Origin of the sequence: Pseudomonas sp. Z3-8 (genome assembly GCF_051131975.1) — a bacterium.
Classification (GTDB): Bacteria; Pseudomonadota; Gammaproteobacteria; order Pseudomonadales; family Pseudomonadaceae; genus Aquipseudomonas.
Genome location: NZ_CP071643.1, coordinates 5,257,270 through 5,275,000, shown reverse-complemented (window position 1 = coordinate 5,275,000; position 17,731 = coordinate 5,257,270). Strand labels below are relative to the sequence as shown.

Here is a 17,731-nt window from a genome sequence, read left to right as displayed (position 1 = left end):
GGTCGTAGAGTATAAAGGCAAAAGCGCGCTTGACTGCGAGACAGACACGTCGAGCAGGTACGAAAGTAGGTCTTAGTGATCCGGTGGTTCTGTATGGAAGGGCCATCGCTCAACGGATAAAAGGTACTCCGGGGATAACAGGCTGATACCGCCCAAGAGTTCATATCGACGGCGGTGTTTGGCACCTCGATGTCGGCTCATCACATCCTGGGGCTGAAGCCGGTCCCAAGGGTATGGCTGTTCGCCATTTAAAGTGGTACGCGAGCTGGGTTTAGAACGTCGTGAGACAGTTCGGTCCCTATCTGCCGTGGACGTTTGAGATTTGAGAGGGGCTGCTCCTAGTACGAGAGGACCGGAGTGGACGAACCTCTGGTGTTCCGGTTGTCACGCCAGTGGCATTGCCGGGTAGCTATGTTCGGAAAAGATAACCGCTGAAAGCATCTAAGCGGGAAACTTGCCTCAAGATGAGATCTCACTGGGACCTTGAGTCCCCTGAAGGGCCGTCGAAGACTACGACGTTGATAGGCAGGGTGTGTAAGCGCTGTGAGGCGTTGAGCTAACCTGTACTAATTGCCCGTGAGGCTTGACCATATAACACCCAAGCAATCTGTAGACTCGAAAGAGGCCAGATTGCGGTGTGTGAAGACGAGATGAACCGAAAGTTCGAGTCAAAACCCACAAACTATCGCATACCCATTCGCTGGAACGTGACCGCAAGGCACGCGCTGGCTACCGAATTTCTTGACGACCATAGAGCATTGGAACCACCTGATCCCATCCCGAACTCAGAAGTGAAACGATGCATCGCCGATGGTAGTGTGGGGTTTCCCCATGTGAGAGTAGGTCATCGTCAAGATTAAATTCCGAAACCCCTATCTGCTGACGCAGGTAGGGGTTTTGTTTTGCCCGCAAGAAAATTCTTACGACAAGTGCAGAAAGCTCCCGGCTGTCACGGCCCCCCGACAATGCTAAGGTTCCGCCCTGGCTTTTGCATTTTTCAAGGACGCCTTTATGCCGGACGCTAAGTCCCTCAGCCCTGCTTTCATGGTGGTCCACGGGAACCGCCTTGATGAGCTGCGCAGCCTGGTGATAAGCCTCATGCGGCGCTATCCGCTGGCCCCTCTTGAAAATGAAATCGCGCTCGTACAAAGCAACGGCATTGCCCAATGGCTGAAGCTGGCACTGGCTGAGGATCCCCTTGACGACGACATGGGCGGCTGCGGCATCGCGGCTGCGATTGATGTGCAGCTGCCCGGCAGTTTCATGTGGCAGCTCTATCGAATGGTGCTCGGGCGTGACGAGATTCCAGCCAAGTCCTTGCTGGACAAGGCCCCGCTTACATGGCGGCTGATGCGCCTCCTGCCGCAATTGATTGAACAGCCCCATTTCGAGCCCCTGCGGCGTTTTCTGACCCATGACACGGACTTGCGCAAGCGGTACCAGTTGTCCGAGCGCCTTGCAGATTTGTTCGACCAATATCAGGTGTACCGAGCCGACTGGCTCGAAGACTGGGCCCAAGGGCGCCATCAGACCCGCAACGTCCGGGGTGAAATCAAGCCGCTCGCGCCGGCGAATTGCTGGCAAGCGGAATTGTGGCGGGCGTTATTGCTGGATGTGGGAGAGCAAGGCATGGCTCAAAGCCGTGCGGGTGTTCATCAGCGCTACATCGAGCGCATCAATAGTCTGGAAGCCGCTCCAAAAGGTCTGCCTGCACGGGTAATAGTCTTCGGTATTTCCTCACTGCCCGCCCAAGCGCTCGAAGCCCTGGCCGGTCTGTCACGGTTCAGTCAGGTTCTGCTGTGCGTCCATAACCCATGCCGTCACCATTGGGCAGATATCGTGGCCGACAAGGATCTGCTTCGCCACCAATACAAGCGGCAGGCACGCAAGAGCGGCATGCCGGACGTCCTGGACCCGCAAACCTTGCATCAGCATGCTCATCCGTTGCTGGCTGCCTGGGGGAAACAGGGTCGCGACTATATCAACTTGCTCGACAGCTATGACGAGCCAAATACCTATCGCTCGGTATTTCGCGAAGGGCGGATCGACCTGTTCAGCGAAGGCAATCCCACTACGCTCCTCAGCCAGTTGCAGGATGACATTCTTGAGCTGCGGCCACTGAGCGAAACTCGGGAAAAATGGCCCGCGGTCGATACCTCGCGAGACGGATCGATTCGTTTTCATATCGCCCACAGCGCCCAGCGTGAAGTCGAGATTCTTCATGATCAGTTGCTTGCCCATTTCAGCAATGACCCGGCTTTACGCCCTCGGGATATCATCGTCATGGTCCCCGACATCGACAGTTATGCGCCGCATATTCGCGCGGTATTCGGCCAACTCGACCGGGTCGATCCCCGCTTCATCCCATTCACACTGACGGACCAAGGTCAGCGTGGACGCGATCCGCTGCTGATTGCCGTCGAGCATTTGCTGAAACTCCCCGATAGCCGTTTTCCCGTCAGCGAAATCCTTGATTTGCTGGACGTCCCGGCATTGCGCGAACGATTTGGAATTGAGGAGGCCGATTTACCGACACTGCACCGTTGGATCGAGGGCGCAGGCATCCGTTGGGGGATAAGCGCCGAGCACCGAGCCGGGCTGGGCTTGCCTGCGGAGTTGGAGCAGAACAGTTGGCGTTTCGGCCTGCGTCGCATGTTGTTGGGGTATGCCGTTGGTGATTCGCAAGCCTATGAAGGCATAGAACCCTATGACGAAATCGGTGGTCTGGATGCCGCATTGATCGGTCCGTTGGTTGCATTGCTCGATGCCTTGGAGGTTGCTTACCAGGCGCTCAGTCAACCCGCCTCACCTCAGGACTGGGGGACGCGCCTGCATGACCTGATGCAGTTGTTCTTTCTGGCGAGCAACGAGCATGACGATTATCTGCTGGCCCAGCTCGAGGATTTGCGTGAAAACTGGTTAGAAACCTGCGAGTCGGTCGGCCTGCACGACGAGCTGCCGTTGACGGTTGTCAGAGAGGCCTGGCTGGCGGGGCTGGATCAAGGGCGACTGTCCCAGCGCTTCCTCGCCGGAGCGGTCAATTTTTGTACCTTGATGCCGATGAGGGCGATCCCCTTCAAGCTGGTCTGCCTGTTGGGCATGAACGATGGTGATTATCCACGGGCCCAGCCGCCATTGGATTTCGATCTCATGGGCAGTGATTATCGACCGGGGGATCGCTCTCGACGCGAGGACGATCGCTACCTGCTGTTGGAGGCGCTGCTTTCTGCGCGGGAAAAACTCTACATCAGTTGGGTCGGGCGCAGCATCCGCGACAACAGCGAGCGGCCTGCCTCAGTCCTGGTCGGACAATTGCGCGATCATCTGGCAAGTGGCTGGCAGTCGGCGGATGTCCATGGCGACCTTCTTGAAGCGCTGACCCAGGAGCACCCCCTGCAACCGTTCAGCGCTCGTTATTTCTACCAGGGCGATGAGCTGTTCAGCTATGCCAGCGAATGGCGAGGACTTCATGAGGATCATGAGCACGCTGGCAAGCCTGGGGCCCTGGAGCCCTACGTTCAGGAGGAACCCCTGGGGCTTGGTCAGTTGCAGGACTTCCTGCGTAATCCTGTCCGGCACTTTTTCAGCCAGCGACTCAAGGTGTTCTTCGAGCCTCTCGAAGCCCCATTGGCGGACGACGAACCTTTCATCCTGGATGCCCTGCAGCGCTATAGCCTGAGCGACAGCCTGCTCGAGGCTGCCCTTGTTCGCCTTGACCAAGCGGACCTTGCATTGGAGGCTCACGCCAGGAGGCTTCAGAACAGCGGCCTGTTACCCATGGCTGGCTTTGGCCAATGTATGCAGCGTGAATTGATCGAGCCGCTGCCTGATCTACTGCAACGCTACCAGCAACTTCTTGCGCTATGGCCGACTCCGCTGACCAGTGCCGTGCCCGTCAGCCTGCAATTACACGGTGTGAACATTGAAGGTTGGCTCAGCGGCCTGCACCAGCGCTCCGATGGTGCGGTCCTCGCCATCACTGCCATTCCCAACAGTATCGGTTCTACCAGGACCCGGAAATGGCACCGCTTGATACGACCCTGGGTGAACCATCTCGTGGCTTGCGCCAACGGTCTGTCGATGACGACGGCATTGGTCGCCAGCGATGACAGCTTGCTGCTGAATCCTTTTGACGAGTCGGTAGCCCGCAAGCTGCTCGGCGATTTGTTGCAAGCCTGGCAGGCTGGCATGCGCCAACCGCTGCCAATCGCAGTGAAGACCGCCTTCGCCTGGCTCGGCCAGAGTGATCTGGACAAAGCCGAATCGGCCGCTCGAAAAGCCTACGAAGGCGATGGGCTGACGTCTGAAGGCGAGCGGCGCGAAAGCCCCGCCCTGGCTCGGCAATATGCCGACTTCGATGCGCTTATCGCTGACGAAACATTCCCCGACTGGTGTGACGCGCTCTATCGACCGCTTCTGGAAGCACCGTGGCGTTCGTTGGCGGGTGAGGAAGCGCATTCATGAGTCGACAAACACCCTTGGCGCTGGCTTTCCCACTACGCGGCAGTCAATTGATCGAAGCCAGCGCAGGAACTGGCAAGACCTTTACCATCTCGGCGTTGTACTTGCGCCTGGTGCTGGGACATGGCGGCTCGACGGCCGGCTTTGGCCGTGAGCTGCTTCCTCCGCAGATACTGGTGGTGACTTTCACCGACGCTGCCACCAAGGAATTGCGCGAACGCATCCGCACCCGCCTCGCGGAAGCGGCGCGTTTTTTTCGTGACGAGATTCCCGCTCCCGACGCGTTGATAAACGCACTGCGTGATGAGTTTGATAAAGGGCAATGGCCTGGCTGTGCGAATCGGCTGGATATCGCCGCACAATGGATGGATGAAGCCGCCGTTTCGACGATCCACAGCTGGTGCCAGCGGATGCTTCGTGAGCATGCCTTTGACAGTGGCAGCCTGTTCACCCAGACCCTGGAAACCGACCACAGCGAATTGCTCGGCGAGGTGCTGCGCGATTATTGGCGATTGTTCTGCTACTCGATGGAGGGTGAGGCACTGGATTGGGTGCGAGCGCACTGGGGCGGTCCTGCTGCTTTGTTGCCACGGGTGAGGGGGTTGTTTGCCAACTCGCGAGGTGGTGACGATGGACTTGAACCGGCTGAACTCATCGCCGCGTCCCTGCGTGAGCGCAGCGCAGCCTTGCTCGATCTCAAGGCGCCCTGGCGGCAGTGGGCGGTGGAGTTGCTGGAGATCTGCCAGCAAGGCGTAGCCAATAAAACCGTCGACGGGCGGAAGATGCAGGCTCGTTACTTCGAGCCATGGTTTCAGAAGCTATCTGCATGGGTTGAAGACGAGAGCTTGGAGCTGCTCGACATCGGCACCGGCTTCACGCGCTTGACGCCCGAAGGCATGGCCGAGGCCTGGAAGGGCGACGTGCCCAACCACCCAGGGCTGGACGCCATGGCGGGCCTGAAGGCCGGCCTGGATGCCTTGCCCACTCCTGACGCTGCGGTGCTGCAGCATGCTGCACAGTGGGTCGGGGCGCGCTTCGAGGCGGAGAAGCGGCGCCGGGCGGAAATGGGATTTGACGACATGCTGCTGCGCCTGGACGCAGCTTTGCAGGCTGAAGGTGGGGAGCGCCTGGCGAGCCTGATTCGCGAGCAGTTTCCGGTTGCGCTAATTGACGAGTTCCAGGACACCGACCCGGTCCAGTACCGCATCTTCGAGAGTATCTATCGCATTGGCGACAACGATCCTGAAACGGGGCTGTTCCTGATCGGGGATCCGAAACAGGCTATTTATGCGTTTCGCGGCGCCGACATCTACACCTATCTGCGCGCCCGCCAAGCCACTGCCGGCAGGTTGCATACGCTGGGGACCAATTTCCGTTCCAGTCATGCCATGGTCGGCGCCGTGAACCATATTTTTCAATACGCCGAATCGCGGCTGAATGGGCGCGGGGCTTTTCTGTTCCGCGAGCCATCGGGTGAGAATCCGGTGCCATTCCTGCCGGTCGACTCCCAGGGCCGCAAGGAGTCCTTGCAGCTTGCGGGGCGGACGGTCGCGGCTTTGAATATCTGGCATCTGGCCTCGGACCAGCCGCTCTCCGGAGCGGTGTATCGACAGCAAATGGCCGTGGCCTGCGCCAGTGAAATCACGGCGCTGCTCAATGGCGGCCAGTCAGGGCACGATGGTTTCGTTGGTGATGGGCAAATGTTACGGGGGCTTCGACCGGCGGATATCGCCATCCTGGTGCGTGATGGCAAGGAAGCGCAGGCCGTGCGAAACGAGTTGTCGGCACGGGGTGTGCGCAGCGTTTATCTATCCGATAAGGACTCGGTCTTCGCCTCGCAGGAAGCAAGGGATTTGCTGGCCTGGCTCAAGGCTTGCGCCGAGCCGGACGTCGAGCGGCCGCTGCGAGCTGCGCTGGCCAGCGTCACCCTGAATCTGCCGCTTGCAGAACTGGAGCGCCTCAACCAGGACGAGTTGGCCTGGGAACGCCGAGTCATGCAGTTCCGTAGCTATCGGATGGTCTGGCGCACCCAGGGCGTGCTGCCCATGCTGAGGCGCCTGCTGCATGACTTCAAGCTGCCCCAGGCCTTGATGATGCGTGGCGATGGCGAGCGGGTGCTGACTAACCTGTTGCATCTGTGCGAGCTGTTGCAGCAGGCCGCCGTCGAGCTGGATGGCGAGCAGGCCTTGATTCGCTATCTGTCCGAACACCTTGCATTGACCGGGCAGGCGGGAGAGGAACAGATCCTGCGCCTGGAAAGCGACGAGCAACTGGTCAAGGTGGTCACGATCCATAAATCCAAGGGGCTTGAGTATCCGTTGGTCTTCCTGCCGTTCATATGCTCGACGAAACCGGTGGACGGCAGCCGATTGCCGTTGCATTACCACGATGAAGCCGGTCATGCGCAGATCAGTCTTACGCCCAGCCCCGAGTTGATCGCCAAGGCCGACGACGAGCGCCTGGCCGAGGATCTTCGGCTTCTATACGTGGCGCTTACCCGCGCGCAGCATGCCTGCTGGTTAGGTGTGGCCGATCTCAAGCGAGGCAGTAACAGTCGCTCGATCCTGCATCTGTCTGCGCTGGGGTATCTGTTGGGCGGTGGTGCGCCGTTGACCGAGTCGGTGGCGTTGAGACGTTGGCTGGAAGATCTGCAGCAGGGTAGCGACGCGGTGAGCTGCCAGGATATGCCGGAGGCCAACGATCAGCACTATCGACCCCCACGTAACGATGCGGTGTTGCTTGAACCCTTGCTTCCGGTACGTAAAGCCAGCGAGAACTGGTGGATCGCTTCGTACAGCGCGCTGCGCTTTGGAGAAAGTCTCAGCGCCGGCACCGATTCCGCGCCGGAAAACCCGCAGGCGCAGAAAATGTTCGATGACGAACGGCTTGATCCCGACGCTCCCAGGGAAGTCCTTGCCGTCGGTGGTGATATCCATCGGTTCCCGCGCGGTCCCAACCCCGGTACGTTTCTCCATGGTCTCTTGGAATGGGCTGCCGGAGAAGGATTTACCGCCTCGCCAATGGCCATCGAAGATGCCATCGCGCGACGTTGCAACCGCCGCGGCTGGAAAGGCTGGATCAACACCCTTGGAGATTGGTTGCAGCACCTGGTCACGACGCCCTTGCAGATCGGTGGCGGACAGCCTCCGGTGGTACTGGCTCAGTTGAGCCAATTTCAGGTCGAGATGGAGTTCTGGTTCTCCAGTCACAAGGTTGATGTGCTCAAGCTTGATGAGCTGGTTTGCCAGTCAACCCACGGTGGCGCGGCTCGTGTCGCCGCAGAACCGGCACTGCTCAACGGAATGTTCAAGGGCTTCATCGACCTGACCTTCGAGCATGACGGCCGGTATTACGTGGCTGACTACAAATCCAACTGGCTGGGCGCCGATGACATGGCCTACACCGCTCAAGCCATGGAGCAATCGATTCTGGATAATCGTTACGACCTGCAATACACGCTGTACCTGTTGGCCCTGCATCGCCAGCTCAAGGCGCGCCTGCCAGACTATGACTACGACCGGCATGTCGGTGGCGCGTTGTATCTTTTCCTGCGCGGCACACGTTCAGCCAGCCAGGGCGTGTTTTTCACCAAGCCCCCTCGGGCATTGATCGAACAGCTTGACCGCCTGTTCCAGGGAGCACCCGCGCCCAAGGCCGAGCCGGCATGGGTGCAAGGAGAATTGTTATGAGTCGCTCCTTTGCCGACCTGCTGCCTCAATCGCTCGACGACGAAGGGCTGGTCGACCTGGCGCCCCTGAGTCGTGCCGAGGACCTGCTGCTGTTGCTCACGCGCTGGGTGGAACGTGGCTGGTTGCGGGCCCTGGACAAGGCATTCGTGGTGTTCCTGCATGAATTGTCGCCTGGCGATGATCCGCTGGTATTGCTGGCGGCTGCGCTGACCAGCCACCAACTGGGCCATGGGCATGTTTGCCTGGACCTGTTCGAGACACTCAAGGAACCTGATTTCGCCCTGTCACTGCCCCCCGAGGGCGACCTGCAGACAGGCGTGATGCTGTTGCCTTCGCAGATCCTGAGAACGCTGGACGGTGCCCATTGGTGCAAGGTCCTGGCGTCCAGCAGCCTCGTGGCCCTGGCGGTCGATGACAGCGAAGAGGCGCAGCAACGGCCACTGGTATTGTCCGGCAAACGGCTTTACCTGCGTCGTTACTGGGGCTATGAACGACGGATCGACGCGGCGTTGCGTCAACGCCTGGCCGAACAGGAAAGCGCCCCTGATGACCTGCGCGAGCGGCTGGACGGACTGTTCGGGCCGGCCAGCACGACCGGCCCGATCGACTGGCAGAAGCTGGCTTGCGCGCTGGCGACGCGGAGCGCGTTCAGCATCGTTACCGGCGGCCCGGGCACGGGTAAGACCACCACGGTCGTGCGCTTGCTTGCCTTGCTGCAGGCACCTGCCGTCGAGGCGGGGAAACCGCTGCGGATTCGCCTGGCCGCACCCACCGGCAAAGCCGCTGCGCGGCTGACCGAGTCGATCAGCCAGCAAGTTCGGACGCTTGATGTGATCGATGCCGTACGCGAGAGGATTCCCTGCGATGTCACCACGGTGCATCGCCTGCTCGGCAGTCGTCCCGGCACCCGACATTTTCGCCACCATCGTGGCAATCGATTGCCGTTGGATGTGCTGGTGGTCGATGAGGCGTCCATGATCGATCTGGAAATGATGGCCAATCTGCTGGACGCGCTGCCGTCCCATGCGCGGTTGATTCTGTTGGGCGACAAGGACCAGCTGGCTTCTGTGGAGGCCGGCGCGGTACTGGGGGATCTGTGTCGGGACGCCGAGGACGGCTGGTATAGCCCACAGACGCGCGCCTGGCTCGAGTCCGTCAGCGGCGAGAGCCTGGCGGCGAGCGATCTGAAACAGGATCTCGACGACAGTCACCCCCTCGCGCAGCAAGTGGTGATGCTCAGGCATTCCCGACGCTTTGGCGAAGGCAGCGGTATCGGCCAACTGGCCCGACGGGTCAATCGACAGCAACCTGAAGAAGCTCGTCAATTGCTGGAGGAGGGCCAATATGCCGACCTGTTCTCCCTGGCGCTGAAGAGCCAGCACGACGGGACGCTCGAGCGCTGGTTGCTCGATGGTCGACCCGGTGGTCCGCAGGGCTATCGGCATTATCTGAGCCTGCTGCGACAGCGACGTCCGCACATTTCTCGCCCGCTGGAGGACAGTTGCTGGACTGATTGGGCGCGTGAGGTCTTGTCGGCCTTTGACGAGTTCCAATTGCTCTGTGCCGTACGCAAGGGGCCGTGGGGCGTCGAGGGCCTGAACCCGAGAATCACCGCCGCGCTGCTCAAGGCTCGCCTGATCGATAGCGATCACCAGTGGTACGAGGGGCGTCCGGTACTGATGACTCGCAACGACTACGGGCTGGGATTGATGAACGGCGATATCGGGATCGCTCTCAAGTTGCCCGAGCGTGACGGTCCTGACGCTGGCAAGCAGGTCCTGCGGGTCGCCTTTCCTCGTAACGATGGCCGGGGTGGTGTGCGTTTCGTCCTGCCCAGCCGCCTGAATGACGTGGAAACCGTTTACGCCATGACGGTGCACAAGTCCCAGGGGTCGGAATTCACTCACACGGCCCTGATTCTTCCGGATGCCCTGAACCCCGTTTTGACCAAGGAACTGGTGTATACCGCCATTACCCGAGGCAAGCAGTGGTTCAGCCTGATAGAGCCGCGCACGGGAATATTCGAAGAAGCAGTTCGGCGCAAGGTCAAGCGGTTGAGCGGGTTGATGCTGGAATTGGATGGAAACGACTGAAGCTCGGGTTTGCCTGTTTGTTCAAAGGTTGTGATTAGTCTGTTTTCTGACGGAAATTTGCGTAGGACTCTGTCTCGCTGGCTTTTTGACACTGTGCTATCGTTTCGCACTTATCCACACCAAGAGATTCTCCATGGAAGCGGCGGTTCGGGGGGCGGCGCGCGGAAACGGCCGGAGGCATTATGTGCTCGCCGGTCTGCTGTGCTTGCTGTCGCCTGCAATTGCCGCCCAAGAGCCGACCTCTACCACTCGGGCCGAACAGCGGGCCGAAGCGGTCACCCAGGTCGTGTTGGGGATCCTCAGCTACGCTCGCTGGCCTGTTGAACCGACGCAATTGCAGCTGTGCATCGTCGGTCCGACCCAATACACCGACGACCTGGTCAAAGGCACCGCCCAGGCCACCGGCAGGCCTGTGACGGTACAGCGCTTGCTGGCCGACCATCCCGGCATCGCGAGCGATTGCAATGCCGTCTACATCGGCAGGCTGACCAACGACGAACGCTCCCGATTGTTTGAGTCCCTGATCGGCAAGCCGGTGTTGAGCATCAGCGAAGGCGGCGACCAATGCACCGTGGGCAGCCTGTTCTGCCTGCGGGTCGGAGATGAACAGGTGTCGTTCGAGGTCAACCTCGACTCGGTGGCACGCAGCGGTGTACGCATCCATCCGAGCGTCCTCCAGCTGTCACGCCGTAGGCCCGCCGCGCCATGAATTCGTCCAGATCACGAATTCGTCCCACGTTGGGCTCGGTCATCGGTCGCGGTCACCTGATCGTTGCGCTGGTGGCGATCACCATGGCCAGCGTCTCCCTGACCTTGCTGGGCGTGCTTGCCTTACGGGTCTATGCCGATCACAACTTGCATCTGATTGCCCGTTCGATCAGCTACACCGTGGAGGCGGCCGTGGTTTTCGATGACGCTGCGGCGGCCACCGAAGCGCTGGCCCTTATTGCTTCCACTGAAGAAGTCGCCGATGCCCAGGTCTTCAATGAAAGTGGCCGTCTGTTGGCTCATTGGCGGCGACCGGAAACCGGTCTCCTGTCGGAACTGGAAATGCACATCGCCAAGGCATTCCTGGAAAAGCCCATCAGCCTGCCAATCATCCACCAGGAACAGAACATAGGCAGGATCCTGCTGGCAGGACACGGCGGTAGCTTGTTGCGCTTTCTGCTCAGCGGCCTGGCCGGGATCATTCTGTGCACGGCGGTCAGTGCCTGGGTCGCCCTGTATCTGGCGCGCCGTCAGTTGCGGGCGATTACCGGACCTTTGCGTAGCCTGGCTGAAGTGGCCCACGCCGCCCGTTGCGAGCGTGCCCTGGATCGCCGAGTGCCACCGGCCGATATCGCTGAACTGGATAATCTGGGCAACGACTTCAACGCACTGCTTGCCGAGCTGGAATCCTGGCAGACCCATCTGCAAAGTGAAAACGAGACCCTGGCTCACCAGGCCAGCCACGACAGCCTGACCGGGCTGCCGAACCGGGCCTTTTTCGAAGGTCGGCTGATCCGTGCCTTGCGCAATGCCAACAAGCTCGACGAGCAAGTGGCCGTCCTCTACCTGGACAGTGATCGCTTCAAGGGCATCAACGACAACTTTGGTCATGCCGCCGGTGACGCGGTGTTGACCGCCGTGGCGACCCGGGTCCGGGCGCAGTTGCGTGAGGATGACCTGGTCGCGCGCCTGGGCGGTGACGAGTTTGCCGTGCTGCTGGCGCCGTTGCACAAGACCGAGGATGCCGAACGGATCGCTGAAAAAATCATCGCCAGCATGGAGATGCCGATTCAATTGCCCGGCAATGCCTCGGTCCTGACGTCCCTCAGCATTGGCATCGCCGTTTACCCCGATCATGGCGCCACGCCCGGCGCCTTGCTCAGCGCCGCTGATGCGGCGATGTACCAGGCCAAACGCCTCGCCCGAGGCGGCCAACACACGGCGGGGTCGGAGCACCCGGTCGCGGATCTTCAAACCAGGAGCTGATTTGCATGTTTTCCAATTCGCGTTTTTCTCTGCTGCGTTATGCAGCATTTTTGTTCATCGCCATTTTTGCCCTCAGCGGATGCCAGACGACGCCGCAAAAAGGACTGAGCCCAGCGCAGATCGCTGTTCTCAAGGAGCAGGGGTTCAAATTAACGGACGATGGCTGGGCCTTCGGACTTTCGGGCAAAGTGCTGTTTGGCAGTGACGTGGAAAGCCTCAACCCGGCCAGCACCGAGATCGTCGAGCGGATCGGCAAGGCACTGCTGGGTGCGGGAATCGAGCGGGTACGTATCGACGGCCACACCGATGCATCGGGCTCCCAGGCCTATAACGAACAACTGTCGATACGTCGGGCCGAAAGCGTTGGCAAAGTCTTGAGAGGCGTGGGCATGCGCGAAGAAAACGTCCAACTGCGTGGCCTGGGCAGCAGCCAACCCGTCGCCCCCAACGACACCGCCAGCGGGCGCACCGAAAATCGTCGCGTTGCCATCGTGGTCATCGCCGACTAATCGGCAAACACCATCTCCCGGCTGTCACCCATGAGTAGTGGCTGGTTCTGTTCGGTGACTTCCCGGATGTAATCCCACAACAACGTGATCCGCTTGAGCTTGCGCAGGTCTTCCCGGCAGTACATCCAGAACTGCCGGGTGACCGTGATCTCCTCCGGCAGCACCGGCAGCAGGCGTGGGTCTTGGGCGGCCAAAAAGCATGGCAGGATCGCCAGTGACCGGCCTTGTTGCGCCGCCACGAATTGCGCGATCACGCTGGTGCTGCGCAAATGAGCGTGGGCGCCGGGCAATACGTTGGCCAGGTAGAGCAGCTCGGAACTGAACGCCAGGTCATCCACGTAGCTGATGAACGAGTGCTTGTTCAGGTCTGCCGGGCGGTGGATCGGTGGGTGATTGTCCAGGTATTGCCGGGTTGCATAAAGCTGCAACCGATAGTCGCAGAGTTTGCAGCACACGTACGGTCCGTGTTCCGGGCGCTCGAGGGCGATGACGATATCGGCTTCGCGCTTGGAGAGGCTGATGAAGTGCGGCAGCGGCAGGATGTCCACCGAGATCGCCGGGTAGGCGTCGACGAAGTGGCTCAACTGCGGGGTGATGAAAAAGCTGCCGAAGCCTTCGGTGCAGCCCATGCGCACATGCCCGGACAGCGCGACGCCTGAGCCTGAAACCTGTTCGCAAGCCATGTGCAGCGTGCTTTCGATCGACTCGGCATAGCCCAGCAAACGTTGGCCTTCAGCCGTCAGGACAAAACCGTTGGTCCGGGATTTTTCGAACAGCAGCGTCCCCAAGGAAGCTTCCAGCGAGCTGATGCGTCGCGACACCGTGGTGTAGTCGACGGCCAGACGCTTGGCGGCCGTGCTGGCCTTGCGGGTGCGGGCCACTTCGAGGAAAAACTTGAGGTCGTCCCAATTCAGCGACCCTAAGGAGGTGATGTTTTTTTGCATGATGGACCGGTTTTTATGTGCGTTCTTATTAGAAGTTTGCACATCTATACTCCAAAAACCGTCTCATCACCAAGGTGACTCTTCACCTTGGTCGGTGCTGAACCAGCGCATCCCTATAAGAACAATCCCGGAGGCCAGCATGAACGTTTCCCTTACGCCCAGCGACACAGCCCTGCAAACCGTCAGATTGCTGATCGATGGCGAGTGGGTCGAGTCCCAATCCAGCGAGTGGCACGACATCGTCAACCCGGCCACCCAACAAGTGCTGGCGAAGGTACCGTTTGCCACGGCCTCGGAAGTCGATGCCGCCATCGCTGCTGCCCAGCGTGCTTTCCAGACCTGGAAATTGACGCCGATCGGTGCGCGGATGCGCATCATGCTCAAGCTCCAGGCGTTGATCCGCGAGCATTCCAAGCGCATCGCCGCGGTGCTCAGCGCCGAACAAGGCAAGACCATCGCCGACGCCGAAGGCGATATTTTCCGCGGCCTGGAAGTGGTCGAGCACGCCTGCTCCATCGGCACCCTGCAAATGGGCGAGTTTGCCGAGAACGTCGCCGGTGGTGTGGATACCTATACTTTGCGTCAGCCGATTGGTGTGTGCGCGGGCATTACCCCGTTCAATTTCCCGGCGATGATCCCGCTGTGGATGTTCCCGATGGCCATCGCCTGCGGCAATACGTTCGTGCTCAAGCCGTCGGAGCAGGATCCGCTGTCGACCATGCTGCTGGTGGAGCTGGCCATCGAGGCCGGTGTGCCGCCGGGCGTGCTGAACGTGGTGCACGGCGGCAAGGATGTGGTGGATGCGCTTTGCACTCACAAGGACATCAAGGCCGTTTCCTTCGTCGGCTCAACGGCGGTCGGCACCCATGTGTATGACCTGGCGGGTCGCCATGGCAAACGCGTGCAATCGATGATGGGCGCAAAGAACCACGCCGTGGTGCTGCCCGACGCCAATCGCGAGCAAACCCTGAACGCCTTGGTCGGTGCCGGTTTCGGCGCGGCGGGCCAGCGTTGCATGGCGACTTCGGTGGTAGTGATGGTGGGCGCGGCCAGGCAATGGTTGCCGGAGCTGAAGGCGCTGGCGCAGAAACTCAAGGTCAATGCCGGCAGCGAGCCGGGCACGGATGTCGGCCCGGTGATTTCCAAGCGAGCCAAGGCGCGCATCCTTGAACTGATCGAGAGCGGCGTGCAGCAAGGCGCAAAACTTGAACTGGATGGCCGCGACATCAGCGTGCCGGGCTTCGAGCAGGGCAACTTCGTCGGTCCGACCCTGTTTTCCGGCGTAACCACCGACATGCGCATCTACACCGAGGAAATTTTCGGCCCGGTGCTGGTGGTGCTGGAGGTCGATACCCTCGATCAAGCCATCGCCCTGGTCAACGCCAATCCGTTTGGCAACGGCACCGGCCTGTTCACCCAGAGCGGTGCGGCGGCGCGCAAATTCCAGAGCGAAATCGACGTCGGCCAAGTCGGTATCAACATCCCGATCCCGGTGCCGGTGCCGTTTTTCAGCTTCACTGGCTCCCGCGGCTCGAAACTCGGCGACCTCGGCCCTTACGGCAAACAAGTGGTGCAGTTCTACACTCAGACCAAGACCGTCACCGCGCGCTGGTTCGACGATGACAGTGTCAACGACGGTGTGAACACCACCATCAACTTGCGTTAAGGAGCCGGACATGAACATCGCATTTATCGGCCTCGGCAACATGGGCGCCCCGATGGCGCGCAACCTGCTCAAAGCCGGCCATTCGCTGAACCTGTTCGACCTGAACCAGACGGTGCTGGCCGAACTGGCGGCGCTCGGCGGCACCATCAGCGCCTCGCCTCGCGATGCGGCCCAGGGCGCGGCGCTGGTGATCACCATGCTGCCGGCCGCTGCCCATGTGCGCAGTGTCTGGCTGGGCGAAGACGGCGTGCTGGCAGGTATCGCCGCCGGCACGCCGGCGGTGGATTGCAGCACCATCGATCCACAAACCGCCCGTGACGTGGCGGCTGCCGCTGCCAGGCAGGGAGTGGCAATGGCCGATGCGCCTGTCTCGGGCGGCACCGGCGGCGCGGCGGCGGGCACCCTGACCTTCATGGTCGGCGCCACGCCTGAGCTGTTCGCCACCTTGCAACCGGTACTGGCGCAAATGGGCCGCAACATCGTGCATTGCGGCGAAGTCGGCACCGGGCAGATCGCCAAGATCTGCAACAACCTGCTCTTGGGGATTTCCATGGTCGGCGTCAGCGAGGCCATGGCCTTGGGCGATGCCCTGGGGATCGACACCCAGGTGCTGGCCGGCATCATCAACAGTTCGACCGGTCGATGCTGGAGTTCCGATACCTACAACCCATGGCCCGGCGTGATCGAAACGGCCCCGGCGGCGCGTGGATATACCGGCGGGTTTGGCGCGGACCTGATGCTCAAGGATTTGGGCCTGGCCACCGAAGCCGCGCGGCAGGCCCGTCAGCCGGTGATACTGGGGGCGGTGGCGCAGCAGTTGTACCAGGCGATGAGCCAGCGGGGCGAGGGCGGCAAGGATTTCTCGGCGATTGTGAACAGCTATCGCAAGCCGCAGTGAACCTGTGATATCGAGAGGCTTTTGTGGCGAGGGACCTTGCTCCCGCTTGGGTGCGAAGCGCCCATGAAAATTGGGTTGCTGCGCAACCCAGCGGGAGCAAGCTCCCTCGCCACAGGTGGTCCCTCGGCTTTTTTGTTTCAGGCAAACACGAAATATTTACGCACGGTCTCGACCACTTCCCACGTGCCTTTCATGCCTGGTTCGACGACAAAAATATCACCGGCGCGCAGATGAATCGGCGCCATGCCGTCCGGGGTGATCACGCAGTAGCCTTCCTGGAAATGGCAATACTCCCACTTCACGTAGTCCACCCGCCACTTGCCGGGCGTGCAGATCCAGGTGCCCATGATCTTGCTGCCGTCTTCGCTGGTGTAAGCGTTGAGGTTGACGGTGTGCGGGTCGCCTTCGAGTTTTTCCCATTTGCAGGCATCGAGTACAGGCAGCGGATGAGTATCGCGCAGGATGGTGATGGGGGCGGTCATGTGAGCTCCGAAGGGGCAGGAAAGAACCTGCACCCTAGCGTGGAGAAGGACCAGGCAGATGCCTGAACTCGACACCGGGCTGCCCAGAAGCGCGCATCAATCGGCCAGATGCCGGGCCAGGGCCTTGGCGTAGGCCGGCAGACGCTCGAAATTCCGTGCGCAAAGCAACAGGGCCCGGTGCGCCCAGGCCTCCTGCAGCGGCACGTAGTGATATGAGGATTGGGATGGACGGCGTTCGATAGCGGCCTTCGGCACGACGGCAATACCCGCGCCATGGGCAACCATGCGGATCACCCCGTCAAAGCCCTCGGCGCGAATGCGGATCTGCATGCGCATTCCGGTGTGCAGCGCCTGTTCCTCCAGGTAAATCGCCAGCGCGCTGGTGGCGTTCAGGCCGACATAGTCGTGGTTAAGGGTCTCGCTGAAACTCGGCGTGCGGCCGTCAGCCAAGGGATGCCCCGACGGTAGGACCAAAACCAGCGGATCGTCACGAAAAGGCCAAGTCTGAAGGCCAGCGGTGTCCACCGCGTCGGAAACGATACCCAGGTCTGCGGCGCCCTGGCGCAACGCGTGGGTGATCCGTGAGCTGGGCAATTCCTGCTGGTCGATGTCCAGGTTGGGGTGGCTGTTGAGGAAACTGGCGAGTAATTCGGGCAGGTATTCGGTCATCGCGCTGGTGTTGCACAGCAGCCGCACCTGGCCTTTGACGCCTTTGGCGTATTCGGCCAGGTCCTGTTGCAGATGTTCGGCGTGCTGCAGCAAGACCCGGGCATGCTGGGCCAAGGCTTTGCCGGCCGGCGTCGGAGTGACGCCGCGCCGCCCGCGTTCGAGCAGGTCGATGCCCAGGGACGCCTCCATGGCGCGAACCCGGGCGCTTGCCGCTGCCAGGGACAGATGGCTGCGAGCGGCGCCGGCGGTGATGTTGCCGGTGTCGAGGATGTTCAGGTAGAGGCGCAGGTCGGTGAGGTCGAAGTGCATGGGATGCTCTTGGGGGCTGCGGTGTCTGGTTTATTGC

General features: G+C 60.9%; 11 protein-coding genes and 2 rRNA genes (1 of these 13 cut by a window edge). 10 read left to right on the top strand and 3 right to left on the bottom strand.

All coding sequences use genetic code 11. The annotated features are described in order from the left end of the window. The 8 genes from J3P94_RS24075 to J3P94_RS24040 form a co-directional block, all read left to right on the top strand. Window positions 1-591 (top strand): 23S ribosomal RNA (locus tag J3P94_RS24075); it begins 2,301 nt to the left of the window's first position. Window positions 592-740: 149 nt separating this feature from the next. Continuing rightward, window positions 741-856: ribosomal RNA gene (gene rrf / locus J3P94_RS24070) — 5S ribosomal RNA — on the top strand. Between the two features lie 155 nt (window positions 857-1,011). Then, window positions 1,012-4,464, top strand: coding sequence for an exodeoxyribonuclease V subunit gamma (recC, locus tag J3P94_RS24065; RefSeq protein ID WP_434569904.1), 3,453 nt, complete (start codon window positions 1,012-1,014; stop codon window positions 4,462-4,464). Next, the gene (gene recB, locus J3P94_RS24060; RefSeq protein WP_434569903.1) at window positions 4,461-8,150 is read left to right on the top strand and encodes an exodeoxyribonuclease V subunit beta; all 3,690 of its coding nucleotides are present in this window, start codon (window positions 4,461-4,463) and stop codon (window positions 8,148-8,150) included. The genes recC and recB overlap by 4 nt, the downstream gene beginning before the upstream one ends. Next, window positions 8,147-10,243, top strand: a complete 2,097-nt coding sequence (gene recD, locus J3P94_RS24055; protein ID WP_434569902.1) for an exodeoxyribonuclease V subunit alpha — start codon at window positions 8,147-8,149, stop codon at window positions 10,241-10,243. Before recB ends, recD begins: the two co-directional genes overlap by 4 nt. Window positions 10,244-10,376: 133 nt before the next feature. Continuing rightward, window positions 10,377-10,952, top strand: a complete 576-nt coding sequence (locus tag J3P94_RS24050; RefSeq protein ID WP_305497013.1) for a YfiR family protein — start codon at window positions 10,377-10,379, stop codon at window positions 10,950-10,952. Continuing rightward, window positions 10,949-12,217: a diguanylate cyclase domain-containing protein gene (locus J3P94_RS24045; RefSeq protein ID WP_305497012.1), complete on the top strand. Its 1,269-nt coding sequence runs from the start codon at window positions 10,949-10,951 to the stop codon at window positions 12,215-12,217. The genes J3P94_RS24050 and J3P94_RS24045 overlap by 4 nt, the downstream gene beginning before the upstream one ends. A gap of 5 nt (window positions 12,218-12,222) precedes the next feature. Beyond that, entirely contained in the window at window positions 12,223-12,726 is a 504-nt protein-coding gene (locus J3P94_RS24040; RefSeq protein WP_434569901.1) for an OmpA family protein, read from the top strand. Here the strand turns inward: J3P94_RS24040 and J3P94_RS24035 are convergent. Further along, window positions 12,723-13,670, bottom strand: a complete 948-nt coding sequence (locus J3P94_RS24035; RefSeq protein ID WP_434569900.1) for a LysR family transcriptional regulator — start codon at window positions 13,668-13,670, stop codon at window positions 12,723-12,725. The genes J3P94_RS24040 and J3P94_RS24035 overlap by 4 nt on opposite strands. A 139-nt stretch (window positions 13,671-13,809) precedes the next feature. Here J3P94_RS24035 and J3P94_RS24030 point away from each other — a divergent pair, with 139 nt between their 5' ends. Together J3P94_RS24030 and mmsB are read left to right on the top strand one after the other, a co-directional pair. Then, a complete protein-coding gene (locus J3P94_RS24030) occupies window positions 13,810-15,336 on the top strand; it encodes a CoA-acylating methylmalonate-semialdehyde dehydrogenase (RefSeq protein ID WP_434569899.1) in 1,527 nt (508 codons plus the stop codon). 10 nt (window positions 15,337-15,346) lie between these two features. Further along, window positions 15,347-16,234 (top strand): 3-hydroxyisobutyrate dehydrogenase, encoded by an 888-nt coding sequence (gene mmsB / locus J3P94_RS24025; RefSeq protein WP_434569898.1) that lies wholly within the window; start codon window positions 15,347-15,349, stop codon window positions 16,232-16,234. Between the two features lie 137 nt (window positions 16,235-16,371). Here the strand turns inward: mmsB and J3P94_RS24020 are convergent, their stop codons facing one another. Both J3P94_RS24020 and J3P94_RS24015 read right to left on the bottom strand, forming a co-directional pair. Continuing rightward, window positions 16,372-16,716, bottom strand: a complete 345-nt coding sequence (locus J3P94_RS24020) for a cupin domain-containing protein (protein WP_434569897.1) — start codon at window positions 16,714-16,716, stop codon at window positions 16,372-16,374. A 96-nt stretch (window positions 16,717-16,812) separates the two neighbouring features. Beyond that, on the bottom strand, window positions 16,813-17,694 hold the full coding sequence (locus tag J3P94_RS24015; protein ID WP_434569896.1) for a LysR substrate-binding domain-containing protein: 882 nt from the start codon (window positions 17,692-17,694) through the stop codon (window positions 16,813-16,815). Window positions 17,695-17,731: the final 37 nt, after the last annotated feature.

What these genes read in the sequence shown, in the direction of transcription:
- J3P94_RS24045 (WP_305497012.1), top strand. Translation starts at nt 10,949, where the DNA reads ATGAATTCGTCCAGATCACGAATTCGTCCCACGTTGGGCTCGGTCATC.
- recC (WP_434569904.1), top strand. Translation starts at nt 1,012, where the DNA reads ATGCCGGACGCTAAGTCCCTCAGCCCTGCTTTCATGGTGGTCCACGGG.
- J3P94_RS24040 (WP_434569901.1), top strand. Translation starts at nt 12,223, where the DNA reads ATGTTTTCCAATTCGCGTTTTTCTCTGCTGCGTTATGCAGCATTTTTG.
- recB (WP_434569903.1), top strand. Translation starts at nt 4,461, where the DNA reads ATGAGTCGACAAACACCCTTGGCGCTGGCTTTCCCACTACGCGGCAGT.
- J3P94_RS24050 (WP_305497013.1), top strand. Translation starts at nt 10,377, where the DNA reads ATGGAAGCGGCGGTTCGGGGGGCGGCGCGCGGAAACGGCCGGAGGCAT.
- mmsB (WP_434569898.1), top strand. Translation starts at nt 15,347, where the DNA reads ATGAACATCGCATTTATCGGCCTCGGCAACATGGGCGCCCCGATGGCG.
- J3P94_RS24015 (WP_434569896.1), bottom strand. Translation starts at nt 17,694, where the DNA reads ATGCACTTCGACCTCACCGACCTGCGCCTCTACCTGAACATCCTCGAC.
- recD (WP_434569902.1), top strand. Translation starts at nt 8,147, where the DNA reads ATGAGTCGCTCCTTTGCCGACCTGCTGCCTCAATCGCTCGACGACGAA.
- J3P94_RS24030 (WP_434569899.1), top strand. Translation starts at nt 13,810, where the DNA reads ATGAACGTTTCCCTTACGCCCAGCGACACAGCCCTGCAAACCGTCAGA.
- J3P94_RS24035 (WP_434569900.1), bottom strand. Translation starts at nt 13,670, where the DNA reads ATGCAAAAAAACATCACCTCCTTAGGGTCGCTGAATTGGGACGACCTC.
- J3P94_RS24020 (WP_434569897.1), bottom strand. Translation starts at nt 16,716, where the DNA reads ATGACCGCCCCCATCACCATCCTGCGCGATACTCATCCGCTGCCTGTA.